This window comes from Rhodopseudomonas sp. (assembly GCF_048594845.1).
In the GTDB taxonomy this organism is placed as follows: Bacteria; Pseudomonadota; Alphaproteobacteria; order Rhizobiales; family Xanthobacteraceae; genus Rhodopseudomonas.
The window spans coordinates 1-19,896 of sequence record NZ_JBMDXE010000009.1 but is presented as its reverse complement, the minus strand read 5'-3'; the positions used below and the strand labels follow the sequence as shown (position 1 = coordinate 19,896).

19 protein-coding genes, 2 tRNA genes and 1 pseudogene are annotated in these 19,896 nt (G+C 64.9%); 8 read left to right on the top strand and 14 right to left on the bottom strand.

The window, feature by feature from the left end; all coding sequences use genetic code 11:
• From ACOJTD_RS00525 to ACOJTD_RS00510, 4 genes and pseudogenes are all read right to left on the bottom strand, one after another.
• Nucleotides 1-139, bottom strand: a pseudogene (locus ACOJTD_RS00525) (hydroxymethylglutaryl-CoA lyase); the annotation flags it as partial.
• 32 nt (nt 140-171) lie between these two features.
• The gene (locus tag ACOJTD_RS00520; RefSeq protein WP_420130992.1) at nt 172-2,172 is read right to left on the bottom strand and encodes an acetyl/propionyl/methylcrotonyl-CoA carboxylase subunit alpha; all 2,001 of its coding nucleotides are present in this window, start codon (nt 2,170-2,172) and stop codon (nt 172-174) included.
• A 16-nt stretch (nt 2,173-2,188) separates the two neighbouring features.
• Nucleotides 2,189-3,793: a carboxyl transferase domain-containing protein gene (locus ACOJTD_RS00515; protein ID WP_420130991.1), complete on the bottom strand. Its 1,605-nt coding sequence runs from the start codon at nt 3,791-3,793 to the stop codon at nt 2,189-2,191.
• 240 nt (nt 3,794-4,033) lie between these two features.
• Entirely contained in the window at nt 4,034-4,339 is a 306-nt protein-coding gene (locus ACOJTD_RS00510; protein ID WP_420130990.1) for an ETC complex I subunit, read from the bottom strand.
• Nucleotides 4,340-4,565: 226 nt separating this feature from the next.
• On the opposite strand from ACOJTD_RS00510, the gene ACOJTD_RS00505 reads away from it, so the two are divergent.
• Nucleotides 4,566-5,816: an OpgC domain-containing protein gene (locus ACOJTD_RS00505; RefSeq protein ID WP_420130989.1), complete on the top strand. Its 1,251-nt coding sequence runs from the start codon at nt 4,566-4,568 to the stop codon at nt 5,814-5,816.
• 59 nt (nt 5,817-5,875) lie between these two features.
• Here ACOJTD_RS00505 and ACOJTD_RS00500 read toward each other — a convergent pair.
• The 4 genes from ACOJTD_RS00500 to ACOJTD_RS00485 all read right to left on the bottom strand — a co-directional run bounded on the left by ACOJTD_RS00500 (nt 5,876) and on the right by ACOJTD_RS00485 (nt 8,400).
• A tRNA-Pro gene (locus ACOJTD_RS00500) sits at nt 5,876-5,952 on the bottom strand.
• A 55-nt stretch (nt 5,953-6,007) separates the two neighbouring features.
• A complete protein-coding gene (locus ACOJTD_RS00495) occupies nt 6,008-6,481 on the bottom strand; it encodes a DUF192 domain-containing protein (RefSeq protein ID WP_420130988.1) in 474 nt (157 codons plus the stop codon).
• 295 nt (nt 6,482-6,776) lie between these two features.
• Entirely contained in the window at nt 6,777-7,424 is a 648-nt protein-coding gene (locus ACOJTD_RS00490; RefSeq protein ID WP_420130987.1) for a cold-shock protein, read from the bottom strand.
• 214 nt (nt 7,425-7,638) lie between these two features.
• Nucleotides 7,639-8,400: an SIR2 family NAD-dependent protein deacylase gene (locus ACOJTD_RS00485; protein WP_420130986.1), complete on the bottom strand. Its 762-nt coding sequence runs from the start codon at nt 8,398-8,400 to the stop codon at nt 7,639-7,641.
• Between the two features lie 494 nt (nt 8,401-8,894).
• Between ACOJTD_RS00485 and ACOJTD_RS00480 the strand changes: the two genes are divergently transcribed.
• Nucleotides 8,895-9,344: a VOC family protein gene (locus ACOJTD_RS00480; RefSeq protein WP_420130985.1), complete on the top strand. Its 450-nt coding sequence runs from the start codon at nt 8,895-8,897 to the stop codon at nt 9,342-9,344.
• 321 nt (nt 9,345-9,665) lie between these two features.
• On the opposite strand, the gene ACOJTD_RS00475 is transcribed toward ACOJTD_RS00480, so the two are convergent.
• Nucleotides 9,666-9,923, bottom strand: a complete 258-nt coding sequence (locus tag ACOJTD_RS00475; RefSeq protein WP_420130994.1) for a PilZ domain-containing protein — start codon at nt 9,921-9,923, stop codon at nt 9,666-9,668.
• A gap of 281 nt (nt 9,924-10,204) precedes the next feature.
• On the opposite strand from ACOJTD_RS00475, the gene ACOJTD_RS00470 reads away from it, so the two are divergent.
• A tRNA-Glu gene (locus ACOJTD_RS00470) sits at nt 10,205-10,279 on the top strand.
• A gap of 208 nt (nt 10,280-10,487) precedes the next feature.
• Here the strand turns inward: ACOJTD_RS00470 and ACOJTD_RS00465 are convergent.
• Nucleotides 10,488-10,805 carry a hypothetical protein gene (locus ACOJTD_RS00465; protein WP_420130984.1) on the bottom strand — a complete coding sequence of 106 codons (318 nt, stop codon included), beginning with the start codon at nt 10,803-10,805 and terminating at the stop codon, nt 10,488-10,490.
• Between the two features lie 164 nt (nt 10,806-10,969).
• Here ACOJTD_RS00465 and ACOJTD_RS00460 point away from each other — a divergent pair, with 164 nt between their 5' ends.
• Nucleotides 10,970-11,545 carry an HdeD family acid-resistance protein gene (locus tag ACOJTD_RS00460; RefSeq protein ID WP_420130983.1) on the top strand — a complete coding sequence of 192 codons (576 nt, stop codon included), beginning with the start codon at nt 10,970-10,972 and terminating at the stop codon, nt 11,543-11,545.
• Between the two features lie 26 nt (nt 11,546-11,571).
• Here the strand turns inward: ACOJTD_RS00460 and ACOJTD_RS00455 are convergent, their stop codons facing one another.
• The 3 genes from ACOJTD_RS00455 to epmA all read right to left on the bottom strand — a co-directional run bounded on the left by ACOJTD_RS00455 (nt 11,572) and on the right by epmA (nt 14,223).
• The gene (locus ACOJTD_RS00455; RefSeq protein ID WP_420130993.1) at nt 11,572-11,877 is read right to left on the bottom strand and encodes a hypothetical protein; all 306 of its coding nucleotides are present in this window, start codon (nt 11,875-11,877) and stop codon (nt 11,572-11,574) included.
• Nucleotides 11,878-12,079: 202 nt separating this feature from the next.
• A complete protein-coding gene (locus ACOJTD_RS00450; protein WP_420130982.1) occupies nt 12,080-13,171 on the bottom strand; it encodes a lysine-2,3-aminomutase-like protein in 1,092 nt (363 codons plus the stop codon).
• The gene (gene epmA, locus ACOJTD_RS00445) at nt 13,168-14,223 is read right to left on the bottom strand and encodes an EF-P lysine aminoacylase EpmA (RefSeq protein WP_420130981.1); all 1,056 of its coding nucleotides are present in this window, start codon (nt 14,221-14,223) and stop codon (nt 13,168-13,170) included. Before epmA ends, ACOJTD_RS00450 begins: the two co-directional genes overlap by 4 nt.
• A 140-nt stretch (nt 14,224-14,363) precedes the next feature.
• Here epmA and efp point away from each other — a divergent pair, with 140 nt between their 5' ends.
• Entirely contained in the window at nt 14,364-14,930 is a 567-nt protein-coding gene (efp, locus tag ACOJTD_RS00440) for an elongation factor P (protein ID WP_054161581.1), read from the top strand.
• Nucleotides 14,931-15,076: 146 nt separating this feature from the next.
• Nucleotides 15,077-16,642: a M23 family peptidase gene (locus ACOJTD_RS00435; RefSeq protein WP_420130980.1), complete on the top strand. Its 1,566-nt coding sequence runs from the start codon at nt 15,077-15,079 to the stop codon at nt 16,640-16,642.
• Nucleotides 16,643-16,649: 7 nt separating this feature from the next.
• Here the strand turns inward: ACOJTD_RS00435 and ACOJTD_RS00430 are convergent, their stop codons facing one another.
• A complete protein-coding gene (locus ACOJTD_RS00430; protein ID WP_420130979.1) occupies nt 16,650-17,633 on the bottom strand; it encodes a lipid kinase in 984 nt (327 codons plus the stop codon).
• A 218-nt stretch (nt 17,634-17,851) separates the two neighbouring features.
• Here ACOJTD_RS00430 and ACOJTD_RS00425 point away from each other — a divergent pair, with 218 nt between their 5' ends.
• Nucleotides 17,852-19,078, top strand: a complete 1,227-nt coding sequence (locus tag ACOJTD_RS00425) for a lytic murein transglycosylase (RefSeq protein WP_420130978.1) — start codon at nt 17,852-17,854, stop codon at nt 19,076-19,078.
• Between the two features lie 6 nt (nt 19,079-19,084).
• A partial coding sequence (locus ACOJTD_RS00420; protein WP_420130977.1) for an FUSC family protein occupies nt 19,085-19,896 on the top strand: 812 nt, incomplete at its 3' end.

The following is a 19,896-nucleotide window of genomic DNA, read 5'->3' as shown; positions in this document are numbered from 1 at the left end:
AGCCGACCTCGATCGTATGCAGCCCCGCTTCGAACAGGCCACGCGCAAACGCGATGCGGTCGGCGACGCTGACCTGTGCCTTCTCGTTCTGCAGGCCGTCGCGCGGCCCGACTTCAATGATCCGAACCTGATCGCTCATTGCATTCCAATCTTGCGTATTGGCCGGAGAGATCAGGCGCTCGGCTCGATTTCAGCCAGCTCGGTGCCTTCTCCGACGACATCACCAACCTTGCATTTAATCTGCTTCAGCACGCCCGCAAAGGGCGCGCGCAAGGTCTGCTCCATCTTCATGACTTCCAGCGTCAGGATCGCAGCGCCCTTCTCCAGTGTCGCGCCCTCCTCTGCCAGCAGCGCCACAACCGTGCCGGGCAGCGGCGCGACGATCTTGTCCTCGCCGGTTGTCTCTTCGTCGTCACCGCCGAATGGATCGACCCAATGCAGATCGAAACGTCCGTTGCGGGTACGCACATAGAGTTCGTGGCCCTCGACAATGCCCGTGATGCGCGACCGAACGCCGTCGAGCGCGAGGTCGATCCCACCATCACTTGTCGATCCGGCGGAATAAGCGAGATCGCGATCACCGATGGTGATCAGCGACGCCCCACTGCCATAGCGCAGCGTCACCGGCCACTCTTCCTGCCCCCGCTTGAACCTGAACAGACGGCTGCGCCGGCCAACAGGCATCCAGCCTGCGGTCTGCCATGGCGACCGTGGTTTCCCTCGTTCGGCGGCCTGCTCGCTCGCAATGATGGCAGCAACCGCAGCCGCCAGTTCGAGATCGCCGACAGCGCCGTCACTCGTCGTCAACGCAGCCAGCTCACGCTCGATGAACCCCGTCGTGACGTTGTTCTCGCGCACGTCGGGATGCGTGACCAGCTTCGACAGGAACGCCGTGTTGGTGACGATGCCGCGGATATCGGTCTCATCGAGCGCGCGGCCGAGCGCATCGATGGCGGTGGCCCGTGTCGGCGCCCAGGTGATGATTTTTGCCAGCATGGCATCGTAATTCGGCGACACCAAATCGCCGGCACGATAGCCGGAATCGATGCGTAAACCTCCGATTTGGTGCGGCATCCTCCAGGCGGAAATGCGGCCGACTGAAGGCATGAAATTCTTGTCGGGATTCTCCGCATAGACCCGCGCCTCGATGGCGTGACCGTTCAGTTTGATCTGGTCCTGCGTCATCGGCAATGTTTCGCCGAAGGCGACGCGCAGCTGCCATTCGACCAGATCGACACCGGTGATCAATTCGGTGACGGGATGCTCGACCTGCAGGCGGGTGTTCATCTCGATGAAAAACACGTCCTTGCCGTCGGAGACGAACTCGATGGTGCCGGCGCCGACGTAGTTCACCGCGCCGGCCGCACGGCGCGCTGCCTCGCAGACTTTCTCGCGCCCGGCGGAGTCCAGCGTCGGCGATGGCGCCTCCTCGATCACCTTCTGGTGGCGCCGCTGCAGCGTGCATTCGCGTTCGAACAGCGACACCAGATTGCCGTGGCTGTCGCCGACGATCTGCACCTCGATGTGACGGGGATTGTCGACATACTTCTCGATCAGCAGCGTGTCGTCACCGAACGCCGCCTTGGCCTCGCGCTTGGCGCTGGCGATCGCGTCGGACAACTCCTCCGCCTTGCGCACCACGCGCATGCCGCGGCCACCGCCGCCGGCCGAAGCCTTGACCAGCACCGGGAAGCCGATCTTGTCGGCGGCGCCGGCCAGCGTCGCATCGTCCTGCGCGGCGCCGTGATAGCCCGGCACCAGCGGCACGCCGGCCTTTTCCATCAGCGCCTTGGAGCCCGACTTCGAGCCCATCGCGGTGATCATCTCCGGCGTCGGCCCGACGAAGACCAGGCCAGCGTCCGCACAGGCCTGCGCGAACTCGGCGCTCTCGGACAGGAAGCCATAGCCGGGATGCACCGCCTCGGCGCCGGTTTGCTTCGCCGCCTCGATGATCCGCGCGATGTTCAAGTAACTGTCGGCCGCCTTGGCCGCGCCGAGCAGCACGGCGTCGTCGGCCTCGCTGACATGCTGCGCGCCAGCGTCGGCTTCGGAATACACCGCGACGGTGCGCAGGCCCATGGCGCGGGCGGTGCGGATGACGCGGCAGGCGATCTCGCCGCGGTTGGCGATCAAGAGCGTGCGGAAGCGGCGATACAGGGCTGGTTTGGTCATCATCAGGTCCTGCTCATCACATCCGGAACAGGCCGAACTTCGTCGGCTCGATCGGCGCATTGCTCGATGCGGACAGTCCAAGGCCGAGCACCAGCCGCGTGTCGGCGGGGTCGATCACGCCGTCGTCCCACAGCCGCGCTGTCGCGTAGTAAGGGCTGCCCTGGGTCTCGTATTGCGCGCGGATCGGCGAGCGGAATTCCTCCTCCTCCTCCGTGCTCCAGGTGCCGCCCTTGGCCTCGATGTTGTCACGGCGGAGCTGGCTCAGCACCATCGCGGCCTGCTCACCGCCCATCACCGAGATGCGCGCGTTCGGCCACATCCACAGGAAGCGCGGCGAGTAAGCGCGGCCGCACATGCCGTAATTGCCGGCGCCGTAGGAGCCGCCGATCACCACGGTGAACTTCGGTACGTTGGCTGTCGCGACCGCCGTCACCAGCTTGGCGCCGTCGCGGGCGATGCCGCCGGCTTCGTATTTCTTGCCGACCATGAAGCCGGTGATGTTCTGCAAGAACACCAGCGGAATGCCGCGCTGGCAGCACAGCTCGATGAAATGCGCGCCCTTCAGCGAGCTTTCGCTGAACAGGATGCCGTTGTTGGCGATGATACCGACCGGAAAGCCCCAGATATGGGCGAAGCCGCACACCAGCGTGGTGCCGTACAGCTTCTTGAACTCGTCGAACTCGGAGCCATCGACAATCCGCGCGATGATGTCGCGCACGTCGAACGGCTTGCGGCTCTCCGCCGGCACGATGCCGTAGAGTTGCTCGGCCGGATACAGCGGCTCGCGCGGCTCCCGCATGTTGAGCACCGGCCGCTGCGGCGGCTTCAGCGTGCCGACGATTTTTCGCGCGATGCCGATCGCGTGGGCGTCGTTCTGCGCGTAGTGATCGGTCACGCCGGACTGGCGAGAATGCACGTCGGCGCCGCCGAGTTCTTCGGCCGAGACGACTTCGCCGGTGGCGGCTTTTACCAGCGGCGGGCCGCCGAGGAAGATCGTGCCCTGATTGCGCACGATGATGCTCTCGTCCGACATCGCCGGCACATAGGCGCCGCCGGCGGTGCACGAGCCCATCACCACCGCGATCTGCGGAATGCCTGCAGCCGACATGTTGGCCTGGTTGAAGAAAATCCGGCCGAAATGCCGTTCGTCCGGAAACACCTCGTCCTGCTGCGGCAGGAAGGCGCCGCCGGAATCGACCATGTAGATGCACGGCAGGTTGTTCTGCCTCGCGATGTCCTGCGCGCGCAGATGTTTCTTCACCGTCAGCGGATAATAGGTGCCGCCCTTCACGGTGGCGTCGTTGGCCACGATCATGCATTCGCGGCCGTTGACCCGGCCGACGCCGGTGACAATGGAGGCCGAATGCACGTCACCGCCATACAGCCCGTTGGCGGCGAGCGGAGACAATTCGAGAAACGCAGTGCCGGGATCGAGCAACAGGTCGACGCGGTCGCGTGCGAGCAGCTTGCCGCGCGCCGTGTGCTTGGCGCGGGCCGCCTCGCCGCCACCGCCGGCGACAGCTGCGAGCTTGTCCTTCAGCTCCGCCACCAGCGCGCGCATGGTGTCGCTGTTGCGCGCGAAATCGGCCGAGCCGGGATCGATTTTGGAGTGCAGGGACATGGCGTTTCCGGCAGTTCTGGTTCGCTTCGGGCGAAGCGTTGGGCGCATGGTGTCACCGCGCGGGCGCGGGATGCAACCCTAACCTCTCGTCATCAGATGTATGCACGGAGAATAGCAATCGGGCGCTCGGCGGGCTTGTGCCGAGAGGTCATCAGGCCAGGCGGAGATTTGGCCCGGCCTGGCAAGGGCGCGATTCTGTAGAGGCTGGCTGCGGATGGCGAGGCGTCCGCGAAAATCCAGTCAGTGCGTCCAGGGCTCGGGGCGGCGGAACGCGAAATTGTCGGCGTAGGCGGCGCGTCGGCGGACCGGATCCTTGGGCTCGATCACCTGATATGGGATACCCTCGCGCTCGCAATAGGCGACGGCTTCCTCGCGGGTGTGGAAGCGCAGGCTGATCTGCTGCTGCATGTCGCTGGAGGAGGTCCAGCCCATCAACGGCTCGATCTGCCGGGGCAGCTCGGGTTCGTAGTCGAGCTGCCAGTCCCGCGTCTTCGCGGTCCCGGACTGCATGGCGTTCTTGGCGGGCTTGAATATCCGTGCGGTCATCGAAGGTTCTGGCCTGTCAGGTGCGGCATTGCGGCGGTTTGGTGAAAACGCGGCTCATCGTGTAACGTTCAAGATCGCGAGAGCTGGGCGATCATGATCCATCCCGTCAATCTTGATCGGTCGCTCCGCGACTTGGTTTCTGATCGGGTATATTCCCTCCCCGGCGCCGTGACAATCGAGCAGTCCCGGACCACATTGATTTCGTGAACAGACGGACGGCGGCTTCATGCAAATTCAGGCAATTCTCCCGGGCAAGGGGCGCGACCTGCGGCTGGACCTGTTCCGCGGTGTCGCCAACTGGGCGATCTACCTGGATCATATTCCCGACAACGTGGTGAACTGGATCACCACGCGGAACTACGGCTTCAGCGACGCCGCCGACCTGTTCGTCTTCATCTCGGGCTACACCGCCTCGTTCGTCTACGCCAAGATGATGCTGGAGCGCGGCTTCATCGTCGGGGGCACACGCCTGACCAAGCGGGTCTGGCAGCTTTACGTCGCCCACATTGTACTCTTCGTGATCTACATCGTGTCGATCGGCTACGTCGCCCAGCGCTTCAGCGATCCCGACATCATCAACGAGTTCAACGTCGCCGGCCTTGTCGACAGTCCGATCGAGACGCTGCGCCAGGGCCTGCTGCTGAAGTTCAAGCCGGTCAATCTCGACGTGCTGCCGCTCTACATCGTGCTTATGGGGCTGTTTCCGCCGGTGTTGTGGCTGATGCTGCGCCGGCCCGACGCGGTGATGATCGGCTCGTTCGCGCTGTACTTCGCCGCCCGCGAGTTCGGCTGGAATTTGCCGTCCTATCCGTCGGGGACCTGGTACTTCAACCCGTTCTGCTGGCAGTTGTTGTTCGTGTTCGGCGCCTGGTGCGCGCTCGGCGGCACCACCCGCTCGCGCTCGATCATCAACTCCCGTCCGATGCTGTGGTTCTGCATCGCCTACATGCTGTTCGCGCTGGTGATGACCATGGCCGGCCGCTTCTCGGCATTCGGCGAGCTGTTCCCGACCTGGCTGTATGACGCCTTCAATCCGAACGACAAGACCAACCTGGCGCCGTATCGCTTCCTGCACTTCGCCGTGCTGGTGGTGCTGGTGATCCGGTTCGTGCCGAAGGATTGGAAAGGGCTGGAATGGCCGATCTTCGATCCGCTGATCAAGTGCGGCCAGCAGTCCCTCGCGGTGTTCTGCGTCGGCGTGTTCCTGTCCTTCGTCGGCCATTTCGAGCTGTTGATGAGCTCCGGCTCGCTACTGGCCCAGATCATCGTCAGCGTCTCGGGCATCACGCTGATGACGGTGGTCGCCCATTACATCACCTGGTCGAAGAAGCAGGACAAGCCGGTGAGGCCCGCGGTCGCCAAGACGGAAGCCGCGCAGCCGGCGGGCCTGGCGGCCTCGGCATCGACCGTCGCGGCCGCCGGAACGGACGTCGGCAGCCCGGCCGCAGCCCCTTCGGCGGGCGCGGGTCAGACCTGATGGCAGAGACGGAAACGGGCTTAGGCCCGCGATGATGCCGACAGACGGCTGATAAAGACTGGTCGGGGCAGCTGGATTCGAACCAACGACCTGCAGTACCCAAAACTGCCGCGCTACCAGGCTGCGCTATACCCCGGGCCGTGTCGATGAGCGTCGATACACGCTTCAGCCCGGACCATCAAGCGGCCGCTTCACCGCCCCTTGAACAGCGGATGGCCGACGCGGTCGCCGGGAGCGATGCCGAGCTTTTTGGCGGTGCCGGCAGCGACTTCCAGAACGCCCGCCACCGGGCCGCCGGAGGCGATGATCCGCGTCGACATCGGCTCGGTGTTCTCGGCAATGCGCAGGATCCGGCCATCGGCCCGGATGAAGATCATGTCGAGCGAGATGTAGGTGTTCTTCATCCACATCGACACCTGCTGCTCGGGTCGGAAGTCGAACAGCATTCCCTGCCCGTCGGCCAGCTCCTTGCGATACATCAGGCCGGTCTCGCGCTCCTTCTCGGTGGTCGCGATCTCGACGCTGAACACATGGACCCCGGTCTGGGTCGCGATCTCCAGCGTCTCCATCTTGGCCGCCTGCGCCGGTCCACCGACCATGGCCAACGCCGGTAGCGCGATCGCGATCAGCGCGCGCAGGCTCCAACCCATTCGAAAGCTCGTCATTGATCCAACCTGTCCGTCCCGGAGAGAGAATGCGCGTCAGCCTAGAGCAGTTCAGGTTCTGATTGAACGAGAACCTCGAGCGCTAGGATGTTGAACAACCGCGTGTTCTCCCCTTTTGCTCGACACCGCTTTAGCGCGCCGATGATGGCAAAGGCCAGACCACGCGGCGTGGATCGGCGCGCTTGCGCAAGGCAAGCGTTCACAACTCGGCGATCAGCGAGGGATGGGTTGCCAGAGCTGATTTGAGGATCGAGTCGCTGGGTGCAGACCGAACCGCTCGGCGAACGCCGCAAGCTCAGTGCGACGACAGCCCCGGCGCGCCGTTCTCCGGCTGGATCTCGGCGGCCATCATGCCCTTGGAGCCCGGCCCGAACCGCACCAGCACATATTGGCCGGGACGCAGCTCGGTCATGCCATAGCGGCGCAGGGTTTCCATATGAACGAAGATATCGGGCGTGCCCTCGCCGCAGGTGAGGAAGCCGAAGCCGCGCAGCCGATTGAACCACTTCACCTGCGCCCGCTCGAGGCCGCTAGTCGGCGTGACGCTGACATGGGTACGCGCCGGCAGCATCTGGGCAGGATGGATCGCGGTCGATTCGTCCATCGAAACGACACGGAACGCCTGATAGCCCTTCGCGCGCTGTACGCATTCGACGATGATGCGGGCGCCCTCATAGGCCGTCTGATAGCCGTCGCGGCGCAGCACCGTGACGTGCAGCAGCACATCCGCCGCGCCGTTGTCGGGGACGATGAAGCCGTAGCCCTTCGAAGCGTCGAACCATTTGATGACGCCGGAGATCTCGACCAGACTCGCGGAGTCTCCGAGCCCGGCGAAGGCACTGCCGACGCTGTCGCGATGCGCGAACTCGACGGCCACCGGCCGTCCAACGCCGACTGCCGGCATGCCGCCTGGCTTTTTGGACTCAAAACCGTCCGACCCCATGACCCCGGACCCCGCGCGTCAAAAAATTATCGTGCCGCTTATGCGACGTCCGCAATCCGTGAACCTTGGTTCCACGACTAATCAGGATTGCGCCGCCGCGAATCTGTGATTCGAAGATAACACCCCGGCCCGCATGGCAAAGACAAAAAACGCGCGCGACAACGACTATGAACAGGGTTGAATACCTGCGAATCGTACGAGGATTAACGACGATTCAGTTTCCAACGAACGGCCCGAGCGTCTCGCCGATGTCTGCACGGATCACCAGATCAGCAATCTCATCCTGATCGGTCGGCTCGTTGTTGATGATCACCAGCCTGGCGCCGGACTCCTTGGCGAGCATCGGAAAGCCCGCCGCCGGCCACACCACGAGCGACGATCCGATCGCCAGAAACAGATCGCATTCTTGCGCGAGCTCGGTGGCGCGGCGCATTTCATCCGGCGGCATCGCCTGCCCGAACGACACCGTCGCGGTCTTCACCGGCTCATCGCACGCCGTGCAATGCGGCGCGTTGCCGGTGCGCTCGAACCATTGTCGCACCCAGTCGAGTTCGTGACGTTTGCCGCATCCGATGCAGCGCGCGTAGGTCGTGTTGCCGTGGAGTTCGATGACATCGTGCGGCGCGAAGCCGGAGTCCTGATGCAGGTTGTCGATGTTCTGCGTCACCACTGCCGGAATCTTCCCGGCCTTGTAGAGCGCCGCCAGCGCCCGATGACCACGGCTCGGCCGTGCCGCCGCGAAGGTCGACTGCATCGCGAACCGCCGGCGCCAGGCTTCGTCCCGCGCATCCTGCCGCGCCACGAACTCCTCGAACGGAATGGGTCGATTGCGGGTCCACAGCCCGCCGGGCGAGCGGAAATCCGGAATGCCGGACTCCGTCGAAATGCCGGCCCCGGTGAACGGCACGATCACCTTGGCGTGCGCGATCATGTCGCCGAGCTGGTCAACTCCGCTGCGAAGGTCGGGTGCGATCATGGCTGCTGCATTCCGAAATCACGTGGGTCCTTGGCGGGCCGATCCACGGCAGATCAGTCCATGGCAGTTCGCCACTTGGGTCGCAAGCAGGCCCCGGCTGGTCCGGTGGCGAAGTGCCGGTGAGAACTCGAACGGGACCGGGATCGCGCGGTTCCCCCTGCACGGATTCGAACCCACATTTTTTTGAATTGCAACCGGGGGTGACCACACCGATAGTCTGAGCGTCTCTACGGATGACCTCCCCCGAAAGAGCCCCGTGCCCTCCAAGGCGGGGCTCTTTTTCGTCGGCGGGCCTCCGCGCGAGTTGTCTTTTCGCCGCACTCCCCATGCATGCGATTGTCGATCAGCGAAGGCCCCGCAGCACCACTGCGGGGCCTGATTTGTCGATAGCAACCCCGCCGCCTCGTGCCGCACGGCCGCATCGGCCGGCGCTTTCATTCGCGGCCCTTTCGTCGCAAGATCGGCCGCACCGCCTCACTGGAGATCAAGACCAAATGCGTTACCTGCACACCATGCTGCGTGTCCGCAATCTCGATGCCGCGCTGAAGTTCTTCAGTGACGCGCTCGGCCTCAAGGAGGTCCGCCGCATCGACAATGAGAAGGGCCGCTTCACCCTGGTGTTTCTGTGCGCGTCGGACGACGAGGCGCTGGTGAAGCAATCGGCCGGTCGCCCCGCCCCGACGATCGAACTGACCTACAATTGGGACGAAGAGAGCTACGGCGAGGACCGCTATTTCGGCCACCTCGCCTATGAGGTCGACGACATCTACGCGACCTGCGAGCGGCTGATGAAGCTTGGCATCACCATTAACCGTCCGCCACGCGACGGCCAGATGGCGTTCGTGCGCTCGCCCGACCTGCACTCGATCGAGTTTCTGCAGAAAGGCGCAGCACTGCCGCCGCAGGAGCCGTGGCTGTCGATGCCCAACACCGGCCACTGGTAAGCACCAACGATTAGTTCGCCGCAGGACGTGCGCCACCACGCGGTTTTGTTCCACAACCCTGCGGTTTAAAACCCGCCCGCCTCCCGGAACCAGCGCTATCGGATGGCGTTGGTTGTGAAATCAACGGAGGCTGACAATGGCACGCGGACTACTTCTCTGGATGCTCGGTGTACCGATCCCGGTGATCATTCTTCTCTGGCTGTTCTTCGGCCGCTGACGATCGATCGCATCGACGCTCTGAATTAGAACAAAAGGCCCCGCTTTGGCGCGGGGCCTTTTTGCTTGATCATTGCTAGTGACGCGGATGCGATACGGGGCCGCTCAGGTGACGAACTTGACGCCGACGGTGGTGCCCTCTCGCCAAACCACTTCGCAGTTCCGACCGGTGCGTGCATCGCGCGAAAACGCCAGCCGCAGCTTCGGCCCGAGCGAGATCGCATCGGCGATGGTGAGCTTCGCGCCGGTCGTCGACAGATCGACGACCTCGCAGGGCCGCGCCGCGAATCCGCCGTCCAGCGTAATCCAGCCGCTCTGCCGAACCGATCGGCGTTGATCTCGTTTGCTGCGCTCTTTCGCCATGTCTTGCTCCGTCGCAGCCGGTGTAGGTCCGCGACATTGAAAAAACGTTGCAAAATTGATCGAAATTTCGGGGTATTGTCGGTTCTTGACGCGGCGGACTTGCCGGGCCTCGCAAACGCCACTATACGTTCGGCCGCCGCTGCCGCCGGGGACCTCCCGGACGACACGGCCGCACTGCCCGCCGATCGCCATATCTTGTTGATCCGGCTGACGATTGCGCTATAGACCGTGCGTTCCGCGGGCCCGGCGATTCACATCAGGATCGCAAGCCAAGCGGCTTCGCTCCCTTCGTCTATCGGTTAGGACGCCACCCTTTCACGGTGGAGAGAGCGGTTCGATTCCGCTAGGGAGCGCCACCCTTCTCTTGCTTTCTGGATATGACTTCGTCGACGCGCCTCCTTGGGCCTCGATGCGAGCAATCCTGGTTTACGTTGCATTAACGAAATCCGACGCGGATCCGACCGCCCCCGCAGCAGACTCATCTGCTCCGTGGTCGTCCACATTCCTTTTCATCGAATTCACGTCGAGCAGATCAACGCGTAGCGCAGATGCGGCTGATGATATTTAGCGGGCGCCGCTGTCAGCGCGCGCTTGTGCGCCGCCGGAGTCGGATAGCAGAAGCCAGTAGGAGTCCGGCCCGGTCTTGACGGCGTAGCGGTCGACCTGGCCGCAGCCGCAGCATTCGAACGTGCGTAGCTCGTGGACCAGTTCGATCGGCGAGATGCGCGCGAGTGCTGTGCGCGTTCCGCAGGCCGTACAGCGTGGTCTTCGCCTCTCGGGCATCACGTCCTCAGCCTCAAAGCCTCGGCGAATCGGCTGCGAACCAATCGCCTGCCACATCAACATACCGCATTCAGGACTTGGAATGTTGAGATAAAGCAAGCGGGACGCCGTCGCGTACAGCAGCCGGCGTCAGATCAGCCAAGTCGCCGACGCCACCGCACTTGAGAAGCACCTTCTCGTTCGAGTGATGACCGCGAACATTTTCCGTCGCGTCACCACTCACGGAGTAAGGTCGGGCACCACCCACGCTGCAGGAGATTCGTATGACACTCCCGAACGATTCCGAGCGGCTCCAGGCCGCTGTCGACGCGACGATCCAGAAGCATTGGAAGGCCTATCTGATCGAAGGCATCCTGCTGCTGATCCTCGGCTTCGCCGCGATTCTGCTGCCGCTGCTGGCGAGCCTCACGATCACCATTCTGCTCGGCTGGATGTTCCTGATCAGCGGCATCGCCGGCTTGGTGTTCAGCTTCTGGGCCCGGCAGGCGCCCGGCTTCTGGTGGTCGCTGATCTCGGCAGTTCTGGCCATCGCCGCCGGCGTGGTGCTGATCGCAATGCCGGTGCAGGGCATTCTCACCCTCACCTTCGTGATCGGCATCTACTTCCTCGCCGAAGGCGTCGCCACCATCATGTACGCACTCCAGCATCGCGGCCGGCTGTCGGAGCGCTGGGGCTGGATGCTCGCCGCAGGCGTGCTCGACATCCTGGTGGCGTTCATCATCATCTCGGGATGGCCGGGCACTGCCGCCTGGGCGATCGGCCTCCTGGTCGGCATCAATCTGGTGTTCGGCGGCACATCGCTGATCGCGCTGGCGCTGGCCGCCCGAAACAAGGCCTGAGGCTTGAAAGACAGCGTTTGCCGCGGTCAGCAGCCGCGGCAGATGCTCTTGATCTTGCGGTCGAGCGCGGCATCGGCCGGATCCTGCTGATCCAGCGAACCCGCCGGCTCCGATACGTCGCCGCGGCGCGGCTGGCGATGGCCGATCGGCGCCTGCCCGGTGACGCGCTGATCCGAGGACAGCGCCGGCGGCACGCTGGGGTTGGCAGGGCCGCCCACGCCGCCTGCACCGCCGCTCATGCCTCCGCCCGCACCGCCCGACCCGGACTGCGCCAGCGCGGCCGCGCCGCCCATGAGGGTCAAGACGGTGGTGGCGATGATCAGTGTCTTCATGGGATCTTCCCTTCCGAAACGAACGGTCATGCCGGCCTCACGCCGCCTGATCGTTCGACAAGTGAGCCGCGCAGAACTGCGGCTTGTGTCTTTCGCCTGTCTTCCTCGACCACGCACGCCCAGAGAGACGGCGCGGTGTCGAACGCATCTCAACGCTCATTCACCTCGGCGGTTGCCGGCCATGGTTGCGGCCGACCGACGCTCATTCGGGCGCGGGCGGATAGAGATGCACGTCGCCGCAATAGTCGGCGACATGATAGCGCGAATCCGCGCCGGTTCCATCAACGACGTCCAAATAGTTGGGGCCGACCGGCGCCTTGCCGTAGCCCCCCGGGATGTCGAGCACGTATTCCGGCTGGCACAGCCCGGAGACGCGGCCCCGCAGCGCGCGCAGCAGCGCCTGGCCCTCGGCCAGCGTGGTGCGCAGATGCGCGGTGCCCGGCGCAAGGTCGGCGTGGTGCAGGTAATACGGCTTGATGCGGCATTCGACGAAGGCGCGCATCAGCGCCTCGAGCGTCGCCGGATCGTCGTTGACGCCGCGCAGCAGCACCGATTGGCTGACCATCGGGATGCCGGCATCGATCAGCCGCGCGCACGCGGCGCGGGCAGCAGGCGTGAGTTCGCGCGGATGGTTGGCGTGCAGCGCCATCCACACGGTCTTGCCGAGCACGCGCAGCGCCTGCAGCAGCGCCGAATCGATCCGCGCCGGATCGACCACCGGCAGCCGGGTGTGAAAGCGGATGATCTTGAGATGCGGGATGGTGGCGAGTTCGGCCATGATCTCGGCGAGCCGGCGCGGCGACAGCACCAGCGGATCGCCGCCGGTGAAGATCACCTCCCAGATTTCCGTATGCGCACGAATGTAGTCCAGCGCCGCCGTCGTCGCCTCGCGCGACAGCGCGTTGTCCTTGCCCGGCCCCACCGTTTCGCGGCGGAAACAGAACCGGCAATACACCGCGCAGACATGCACCAGCTTGAGCAACACGCGGTCGCGATGACGGTGCACGATGCCTTCGACCGGCGAATGCGGAGTATCGCCGATCGGGTCGTCGCGCTCGATCGGCAGCGACACGAGTTCGTCGACCTGCGGAATGTATTGCCGCGCGATCGGATCGTTCGGATCGGTCGGATCGATCAACGCGACGACGTCTGGCGTCAGCGCGATAGCGTAGCGCTGCGCGACGCGGTCGAGATCATCGCGCGCGGCGGCGGATACGAGACCTTGCGCGATCAGATCGTCGGCACGGCGCAGCGTCGCGGCGGCCGGCGGCTGCAGGCGGGTGATCTTGGTCATGACGCCTCACCGGCCGGCGGTGTCCACACCACCTGATCGACGCTGCTGGCGCCGGTCGCCAGCATCACCAACCGGTCGAAGCCGAGCGCGACACCGCTCGCCTCCGGCATATGCGCCACCGCGGCGAGAAAATCCTCGTCGAGCGGATAGCGCTCGCCGTAGCGGCGCTGCTTCTCGTTCATCTCGGCGGCGAAGCGCAGCCGCTGCTCGGCGGCATCGGTGAGTTCGCCAAAACCGTTGGCGAGTTCGACACCGCAGGCATAGACCTCGAAACGCTCGGCGACGCGTGGGTCGCCGGCCTTGGTCCGCGCCAGCGCCGCTTCCGGCGCCGGATATTCGTGCAGCACGGTGAGCCGCCCTTCCCCGAGCCGCGGCTCGACATGTTCGACCAGCACCTTGCTGAAGATGTCCGACCAGGTATCGTCATCAGTGACGCGCACCTTGCTATCCGCCGCGCGAGCCAGCGCGGCGCGATCACCCTGGCCGCCGCGGATGGTGGCGAGCAGATCGATTCCGGCGAAGCGCTCGAACGCGGCTGCGACCGTCACCATCTCCGGCGCCGCCAGCGGATCGACGCTGCGACCGCGATACGCGAATGCGCCGATGCCGGTGGTGCGCGCCGCCAGCGCGATCAGCGCGACGCAATCGGCGATCACCGCCTCGTAAGGCTCGCCGGCGCGGTACCATTCCAGCATGGTGAACTCAGGCAGGTGCAGCCGGCCGCGCTCGCGATCCCGGAACACGCGGGCGAATTCGAAGATCCTGGTTTCGCCCGCCGCCAGCAGCTTCTTGCAGGCGAATTCCGGCGAGGTCCGCAGATACAACGCCCGCCGCTCGCCATCGGCGCCGAGCAGTTCGGTCTTTGGCGCGTGCAGATGGGTCTCGTTCCCCGGCGACCGCTGCAGGATCGCGGTCTCGACCTCGGCGAAATCCGCAGCCGCGAACCAGTCGCGGACGGCCCGGGTCACGGCGCTGCGCGAGCGAAGAAACGGCTTGCGGTCCAGATATTTGGCAGGGTCCCACCAGGGCGAGATTGCGGCGTGGTCGTGCATCTCAAGTCGATCCCGCGAAAAAGCGCAAAACGCTGGCATAAGCGGGCCAAATGAGTATGTTGCGGCCCGAAACCGCTTCGCAGGCCTCGGGATACCAATGCCCGGATCGGGCCCGGACCTGAACCACAGGAAACATTCCTTTGAGAGTCATCGCCAGTTCTATTCGCAAGGGCAACGTCCTTGAGCAAGATGGGAAGCTTTACGTCGTCCTGTCGGCCGAAAACATCCATCCCGGCAAGGGCACCCCGGTCAGCCAGATCGAAATGCGCCGAATCAGCGACGGCGTGAAGATCTCGGAGCGCTACAAGACCACCGACCAGGTCGAGAAGGTCACCATCGAAGAGCGCAATTACACGTTCCTGTATGAAGACGGCGAAGGCTTCCACTTCATGGAGCCGGAATCCTTTGATCAGGTCCAGGTCGCCAAGGACGTGGTCGGCAACTCCGCGCCGTATCTGCAGGAGAACATGGTGGTGAAGCTGTCGATGCACGACACCACCGCCGTTGCCATCACTTTGCCGCAACGCGCCACGCTCGAAGTGGTCGACACTGAGCCGGTCACCAAGGGCCAGACCGCGTCCTCGTCCTACAAGCCGGCCGTGCTGTCAAACGGCGTCCGCACCGCTGTCCCGCCGCACATCGGCACCGGCACCCGCATCGTCGTGCTGACCGAAGACGGCTCCTACGTCGAGCGCGCCAAGGACTGAGGCGAATCCTCATCCTCGCAAACGGATTGAAGCCCGCCGTCACGGCGGGCTTTTTCGTTTAACCGCACCCTGTCACCGCACCGCACTTGGCTAGCAGCCCAAAATATAGCTAGATTTACCTCCTGCACGAATGGGAGGCATGACGTTTGAGCCGAGGGGCGGTCGGACCGAGATATCTGCGAAGGTTGGGCGCCCTGCTACTGGTCGCGGCCTTCGCTGTCCGTCCGGCAACCGCCGAGGAGTTCAGCACGCCGACCTTGACGGCCCTTCGCGTCGACTGGCGCGCCGCGCTCGATCAATTGCGGGCCGAGTTGTCGCTCTATCCGTCCGTCGCCGGCGAATTCGTGTTCAGCGGCCGTCACGGCATGCCGGCGTATGATCCACGCCGCACCCCGGCGCTGGTTAGGCTCAATGCGATCGCGGGGCGCTTCTTCCCAAGTATCGAGCAGAGCTCAGTCCCTGCTCTGCTGCCGTTCGATGCGGCGGCGCTGCTGGGTGCTGATCCGGATCCCGCCCCGGACAGCCCCGCTCTGCCAGCCGTCCAGGCCGGATTTGAAACGGCAATGTTCCACGCCGGTCCAGCAGGTTACAACGCGATGTTCACGCTGGACTCAAGCGCGAGCATGGACCTGCCAGCCCGCGTCTTTGCTCGGTCCGTTGAAATCCAGATCACCGGCTCGCGTCTAATCTACGACATCAGCGATCCGCTCGGCGGCAAGGGTGAGCCGGTCAAGGCGCTGGCCGCCCAGTACCCGGACCTGCGGCGCTTCATCCGTGAAGGCTATCTCCGCTACGCCTTCACTCGCTTCGGCGCAGCCTATGTGGTGTCGGTCCAGTGTCTCGACTCCGTGCCGCGGGCGCGCCGCCTTGCCTGTCGCGAGGCCGCGCCGGTTGCCGAGCGCTTTCTCCGAGCGCTGCATGTCGCCGGCGGTCAACCCCGGCGTCCGCTGCGCGATCTTGCTGCGACGCCGGCGGAGCGCCCCACCGTCCAGTCGGACGAGTTCACCTATTGGCCGAGCGGCGAAATCATCGCCGGCTCCGGCTTTCGCAAGCAGGACGGACGTCCCGACTCGACCGTGTATGCGCAGATCCGCTTTCCGATCGAGAAAGCTCCGGCCTATGCTCGGTCGCAATCATTCATGCCGCGTGCCGACGACGGCGGTGCCAGCCCGTTCTCGTATCCCTGGCGCGACAATTTCTGCGAGAGCCGCAGCTTCGGCGTCGGCCAGTGCGCGCTGGGTTACGGCCATCAGGGCCAGGATATTCGTCCTGGCTCTTGTCGACCCGATCAGCAGGATTGCGACGTCAAGCAGCAAGGCGTGGTCGCGGTGCGCGACGGCGTGCTGATCCGTTCGCTCAAGCAACAAGCGGTCACGCTGCAGGTGAACACCGAGCGTGAGCACATCCGCTTCCGCTACATGCACATGAACCCGGCCACGCTCGACGAGGACGGCGTGCTGAGCGGCCGCCGGCTGGCCGAGGGAGAGCGCTTCGGTGTGGTCAGCAACTATCTGGATTTCCCCAACGGCACGACGCGCCATCTGCATTTCGACGTCCAGGTGTTCACGCCGGACGGCTGGCTCTGGGTCAATCCTTACACCACGCTGGTCGCATCCTACGAGCGACTGATCGGCGGCCGCGGCCGCGATCTCACGCCCGCTCCTGCCGCGCCTGCGGTCGCCCGCGCCGGGCCGGACGAGACGCTGCCTTGAGACAAGGTCAGGCCAAAGTCTGCTTCGGCACGAACACCGTGACGGCCTTGCGGAGCTGAGAGAATTGCGCCGGCGTGAACGTCACCAGCTCGCCGTCGGCATTGACCGGTCGCGGCTTGCGGGTGCGGACTTCGAACGACGAACCTCGGGCGGAGCGAACCTCGCGCCAGAGTCCGTGCCGGCCGCGGCGGAAGTCATAGGCCAGCGCCAGCAACTTCCAGACCCGGCCGAATTCCAGCGAGTATAGATCGAGCTGACCGTCGTCGATCTCGGCAGTGTGCTCGACCGCCATGCCGCCGCCGTAGTAGCGGCCGTTGCCGACCGCAATTTGCATCGTTCGGACCAGTACCGAGCCCTCTTCGGAGACGATCGAGGCGCGGAACGGCCGCGCCTTGCCGAGCACCTTCGCGGCAGTGATCGCGTAGCTGATACGGCCGAACTTCCGCTTGATCTCGCCGCTGAGTTCGCGGGCGAGATCGGCGCTGAGCCCGACGCTCGCGACATTGAAAAACTTGTGGCCATTGACGTCGCCGAGATCGATCTGCTTGCGATGCCCGGCGACAATCACGTCGGCCGCCTTCTCCATGTCGAGCGGCAGGCCAAGCGAGCGCGCGAGATCATTGGCGGTACCGGCCGGGATGACGCCGAGCGGCAGCTTGGTCTTCACCAGAGTCTCCGCCACTGCGTTCAGCGTGCCGTCGCCGCCGGCGACGACGACCGCCTGCGCTCCCTCAGCATGGGCCTCGATCCATGGCCCGACCTCATGCCGGCTGCACGGCGCGGACAGCACCAGGTCGAACCCGGCCGCACTGAGCCGTGCGCCAGCGAGGCCGATAGCCTGGGCACCCGAGCGGCTACCTGGATTGACCACAACCAGCAGACGGCGTGAGGATACTGGTTTGGCAGCGGGGTCTTCGCCGGCTCCGCCGACATCATCATCGGGCGCCGGCTCGACGCGATCTGGCGTGGTGAACTCTTGGAAGTCTTGCACGCAGCGGTGCTCCGGATGGACGATTCACCGGGAGGCCGGCGATACGGTGGGGTGATTGGCCCTAGGAATTGGGCAGACACGGTGACGGTACAAGAGACTGTCGCGGGGCATTGTGCCGCGCCTGAACGCAGGAACTTTTAGCTTTCTGTCTGCGCTCGTCATCGCTGTCGACCACCGTCGGTTTTGTCGGACTTGGCCAAAGCCGCTAGACTGCGGCAATGACCTGGTTCGATTCCCAATTCCGACCGACCCGCCGCCGCCTGCTGCAATCTGCGCTCGGCGCGGCCGTGCTGCTGCCGTTTGCGGCGGAAGCCGCGCCGGCCGGTTTCGACGAGTGGCGGGATCGGTTTCGCGCCCGCGCGCTGGCCAAGGGGACCTCGCCGCAGACCTGGGACCGCGTGATGAGCCGGCTCGAGCCGGACATGAGCGTGTTCAAGAATTTCCAGAAGCAGCCCGAGTTCAACGAGCAGCTCTGGCAGTACATCAACCGCCGCGTCTCCGACTGGCGCATCACCAATGGTCGCGACGCACTGAGGAAGAACGAGCCGCTGTTCGCCCGTATCGAACGGGACTACGGCGTTGAGCGCGGCACGCTGTTGGCGCTGTGGGGCGTCGAGAGCGCCTATGGCGATCCGCTGGTGCAGCAGAACCATATGCGGCCGGTGTTTCCCTCGCTCGCGGCGCTTGCCTGGAACGAGCCGCGCCGCAAGGCCTATTGGGAAACAGAACTGATCAACGCGCTCAAGATCGTCGACAAGGGCTGGTCGACGCCGGAAGAGATGCGCGGCTCATGGGCCGGCGCGATGGGCCACACCCAATGGATGCCCGAAGTCTGGCTCAATGTCGGCATCGATTACGATCGCGACGGCCGCGTCTCGCCGTTCGGCCGACCCGACGACGCGCTCGGCTCGACGGCGAAATATCTGGTCAACCGCGGCAAGTATCACCGCGGCGAGCATTGGGGCTACGAGGTGCGCGGTCCCGGCGGATCGATCAGCGGCAGCCGGTCCTATCTCGCGTGGTCGCGCTCCGGCGTCACCCGTGTCGACGGCGAGCCGTTTCCAGACCCGCAGGCCAGCGCGACGATGTGGGTGCCGGTTGCGGGCGGCCCGCAATTCCTGCTCGGGCCGAGCTTCTATGCCGTGCGCAGCTACAATCCGTCGATGAACTACGCGCTCGCGATCTGTCATCTCGGCGACCGCATCCTCGGCGCCGGGCCGTTCGCACAGCCGTTCCCCGGCTCGGAGCGTGCGCTGACGCTCGCTGAGGTGCAGGAGATGCAGACCCGGCTGACCCGCGCCGGCTTCGACACCGGCGGCACCGACGGCCGCGTCGGCAACGACACCATGAAGGCGGTGCGCGACTTCCAGACCCGCGCCGGCCTGACGCCGGCCGACGGCTATGGCGGCCTCAAAGTGCTCGCGCGACTTCGACAGGGCCTCTGATCTCCGATGCGGCATCACTGGACGTGGCACAGACTGAAGTCTCTGGCGCACGAGGAATGGCGTGCGCTCGTCACCATCAATCCGAGCGATCGCCCATGGCAGATGCCGGCCTCGGTCGCGCTCGCCGCCGGTCTGCCGATGCTGATCGGGGCGTACTTCGACCATCTCGACTACGGGCTGGTGTCGTCGCTGGGCGGCATGGCGTTCCTGTATCTGCCGCGCACGCCGCTGCATCATCGCATGGTGACGATGATGGCCTGTGCGTTCGGCTTTCTCGGCTGCTACGTTGTCGGGCTGATCGTGCACCTGCTGCCGTTTCTGCTGGTGCCGGCGATCACGCTGACGGCCATCCTGGTGACGATGGTCTGCCGCTATTATCGGGTCGGCCCGCCCGGCAGCCTGTTCTTCGTGATGGCCGCCTCGATCGCCGCCTACACGCCAAGCGACCTGATGCAGTTGCCGCTGAAGGCCGGGCTGTTCGCGCTCGGCAGTCTGCTGTCGACCCAGATCGCCTTCCTGTATTCGCTGATCGCGTTGCGCATCCGGACTCCGGCTCCGGTCGAGCCGCTCCAGCCGCTGGACTTCGACGTCGTCGTGCTCGACTCGGTGCTGATCGGCGCCGCGGTCGGCGTCGCGCTGGCGATCGCACAGACACTTCAGCTCGACCGGCCTTATTGGGTGCCGGTCAGCTGCCTGGCGGTAATCCAGGGCATGTCGGTACGCGCGATCTGGAACCGGCAGCTCCATCGCATTCTCGGCACCGTGCTCGGCCTCGGCGTGGCCATCGTGCTGCTGTCGCTGCCGCTGGAGAAATGGAG

Coding starts and splice junctions, on each gene's coding strand:
- ACOJTD_RS00520 (WP_420130992.1), bottom strand. CDS start 2,172: ATGACCAAACCAGCCCTGTATCGCCGCTTCCGCACGCTCTTGATCGCC.
- ACOJTD_RS00515 (WP_420130991.1), bottom strand. CDS start 3,793: ATGTCCCTGCACTCCAAAATCGATCCCGGCTCGGCCGATTTCGCGCGC.
- ACOJTD_RS00510 (WP_420130990.1), bottom strand. CDS start 4,339: ATGACCGCACGGATATTCAAGCCCGCCAAGAACGCCATGCAGTCCGGG.
- ACOJTD_RS00505 (WP_420130989.1), top strand. CDS start 4,566: ATGCAAATTCAGGCAATTCTCCCGGGCAAGGGGCGCGACCTGCGGCTG.
- ACOJTD_RS00495 (WP_420130988.1), bottom strand. CDS start 6,481: ATGACGAGCTTTCGAATGGGTTGGAGCCTGCGCGCGCTGATCGCGATC.
- ACOJTD_RS00490 (WP_420130987.1), bottom strand. CDS start 7,424: ATGGGGTCGGACGGTTTTGAGTCCAAAAAGCCAGGCGGCATGCCGGCA.
- ACOJTD_RS00485 (WP_420130986.1), bottom strand. CDS start 8,400: ATGATCGCACCCGACCTTCGCAGCGGAGTTGACCAGCTCGGCGACATG.
- ACOJTD_RS00480 (WP_420130985.1), top strand. CDS start 8,895: ATGCGTTACCTGCACACCATGCTGCGTGTCCGCAATCTCGATGCCGCG.
- ACOJTD_RS00475 (WP_420130994.1), bottom strand. CDS start 9,923: ATGGCGAAAGAGCGCAGCAAACGAGATCAACGCCGATCGGTTCGGCAG.
- ACOJTD_RS00460 (WP_420130983.1), top strand. CDS start 10,970: ATGACACTCCCGAACGATTCCGAGCGGCTCCAGGCCGCTGTCGACGCG.
- ACOJTD_RS00455 (WP_420130993.1), bottom strand. CDS start 11,877: ATGAAGACACTGATCATCGCCACCACCGTCTTGACCCTCATGGGCGGC.
- ACOJTD_RS00450 (WP_420130982.1), bottom strand. CDS start 13,171: ATGACCAAGATCACCCGCCTGCAGCCGCCGGCCGCCGCGACGCTGCGC.
- epmA (WP_420130981.1), bottom strand. CDS start 14,223: ATGCACGACCACGCCGCAATCTCGCCCTGGTGGGACCCTGCCAAATAT.
- ACOJTD_RS00425 (WP_420130978.1), top strand. CDS start 17,852: ATGACCTGGTTCGATTCCCAATTCCGACCGACCCGCCGCCGCCTGCTG.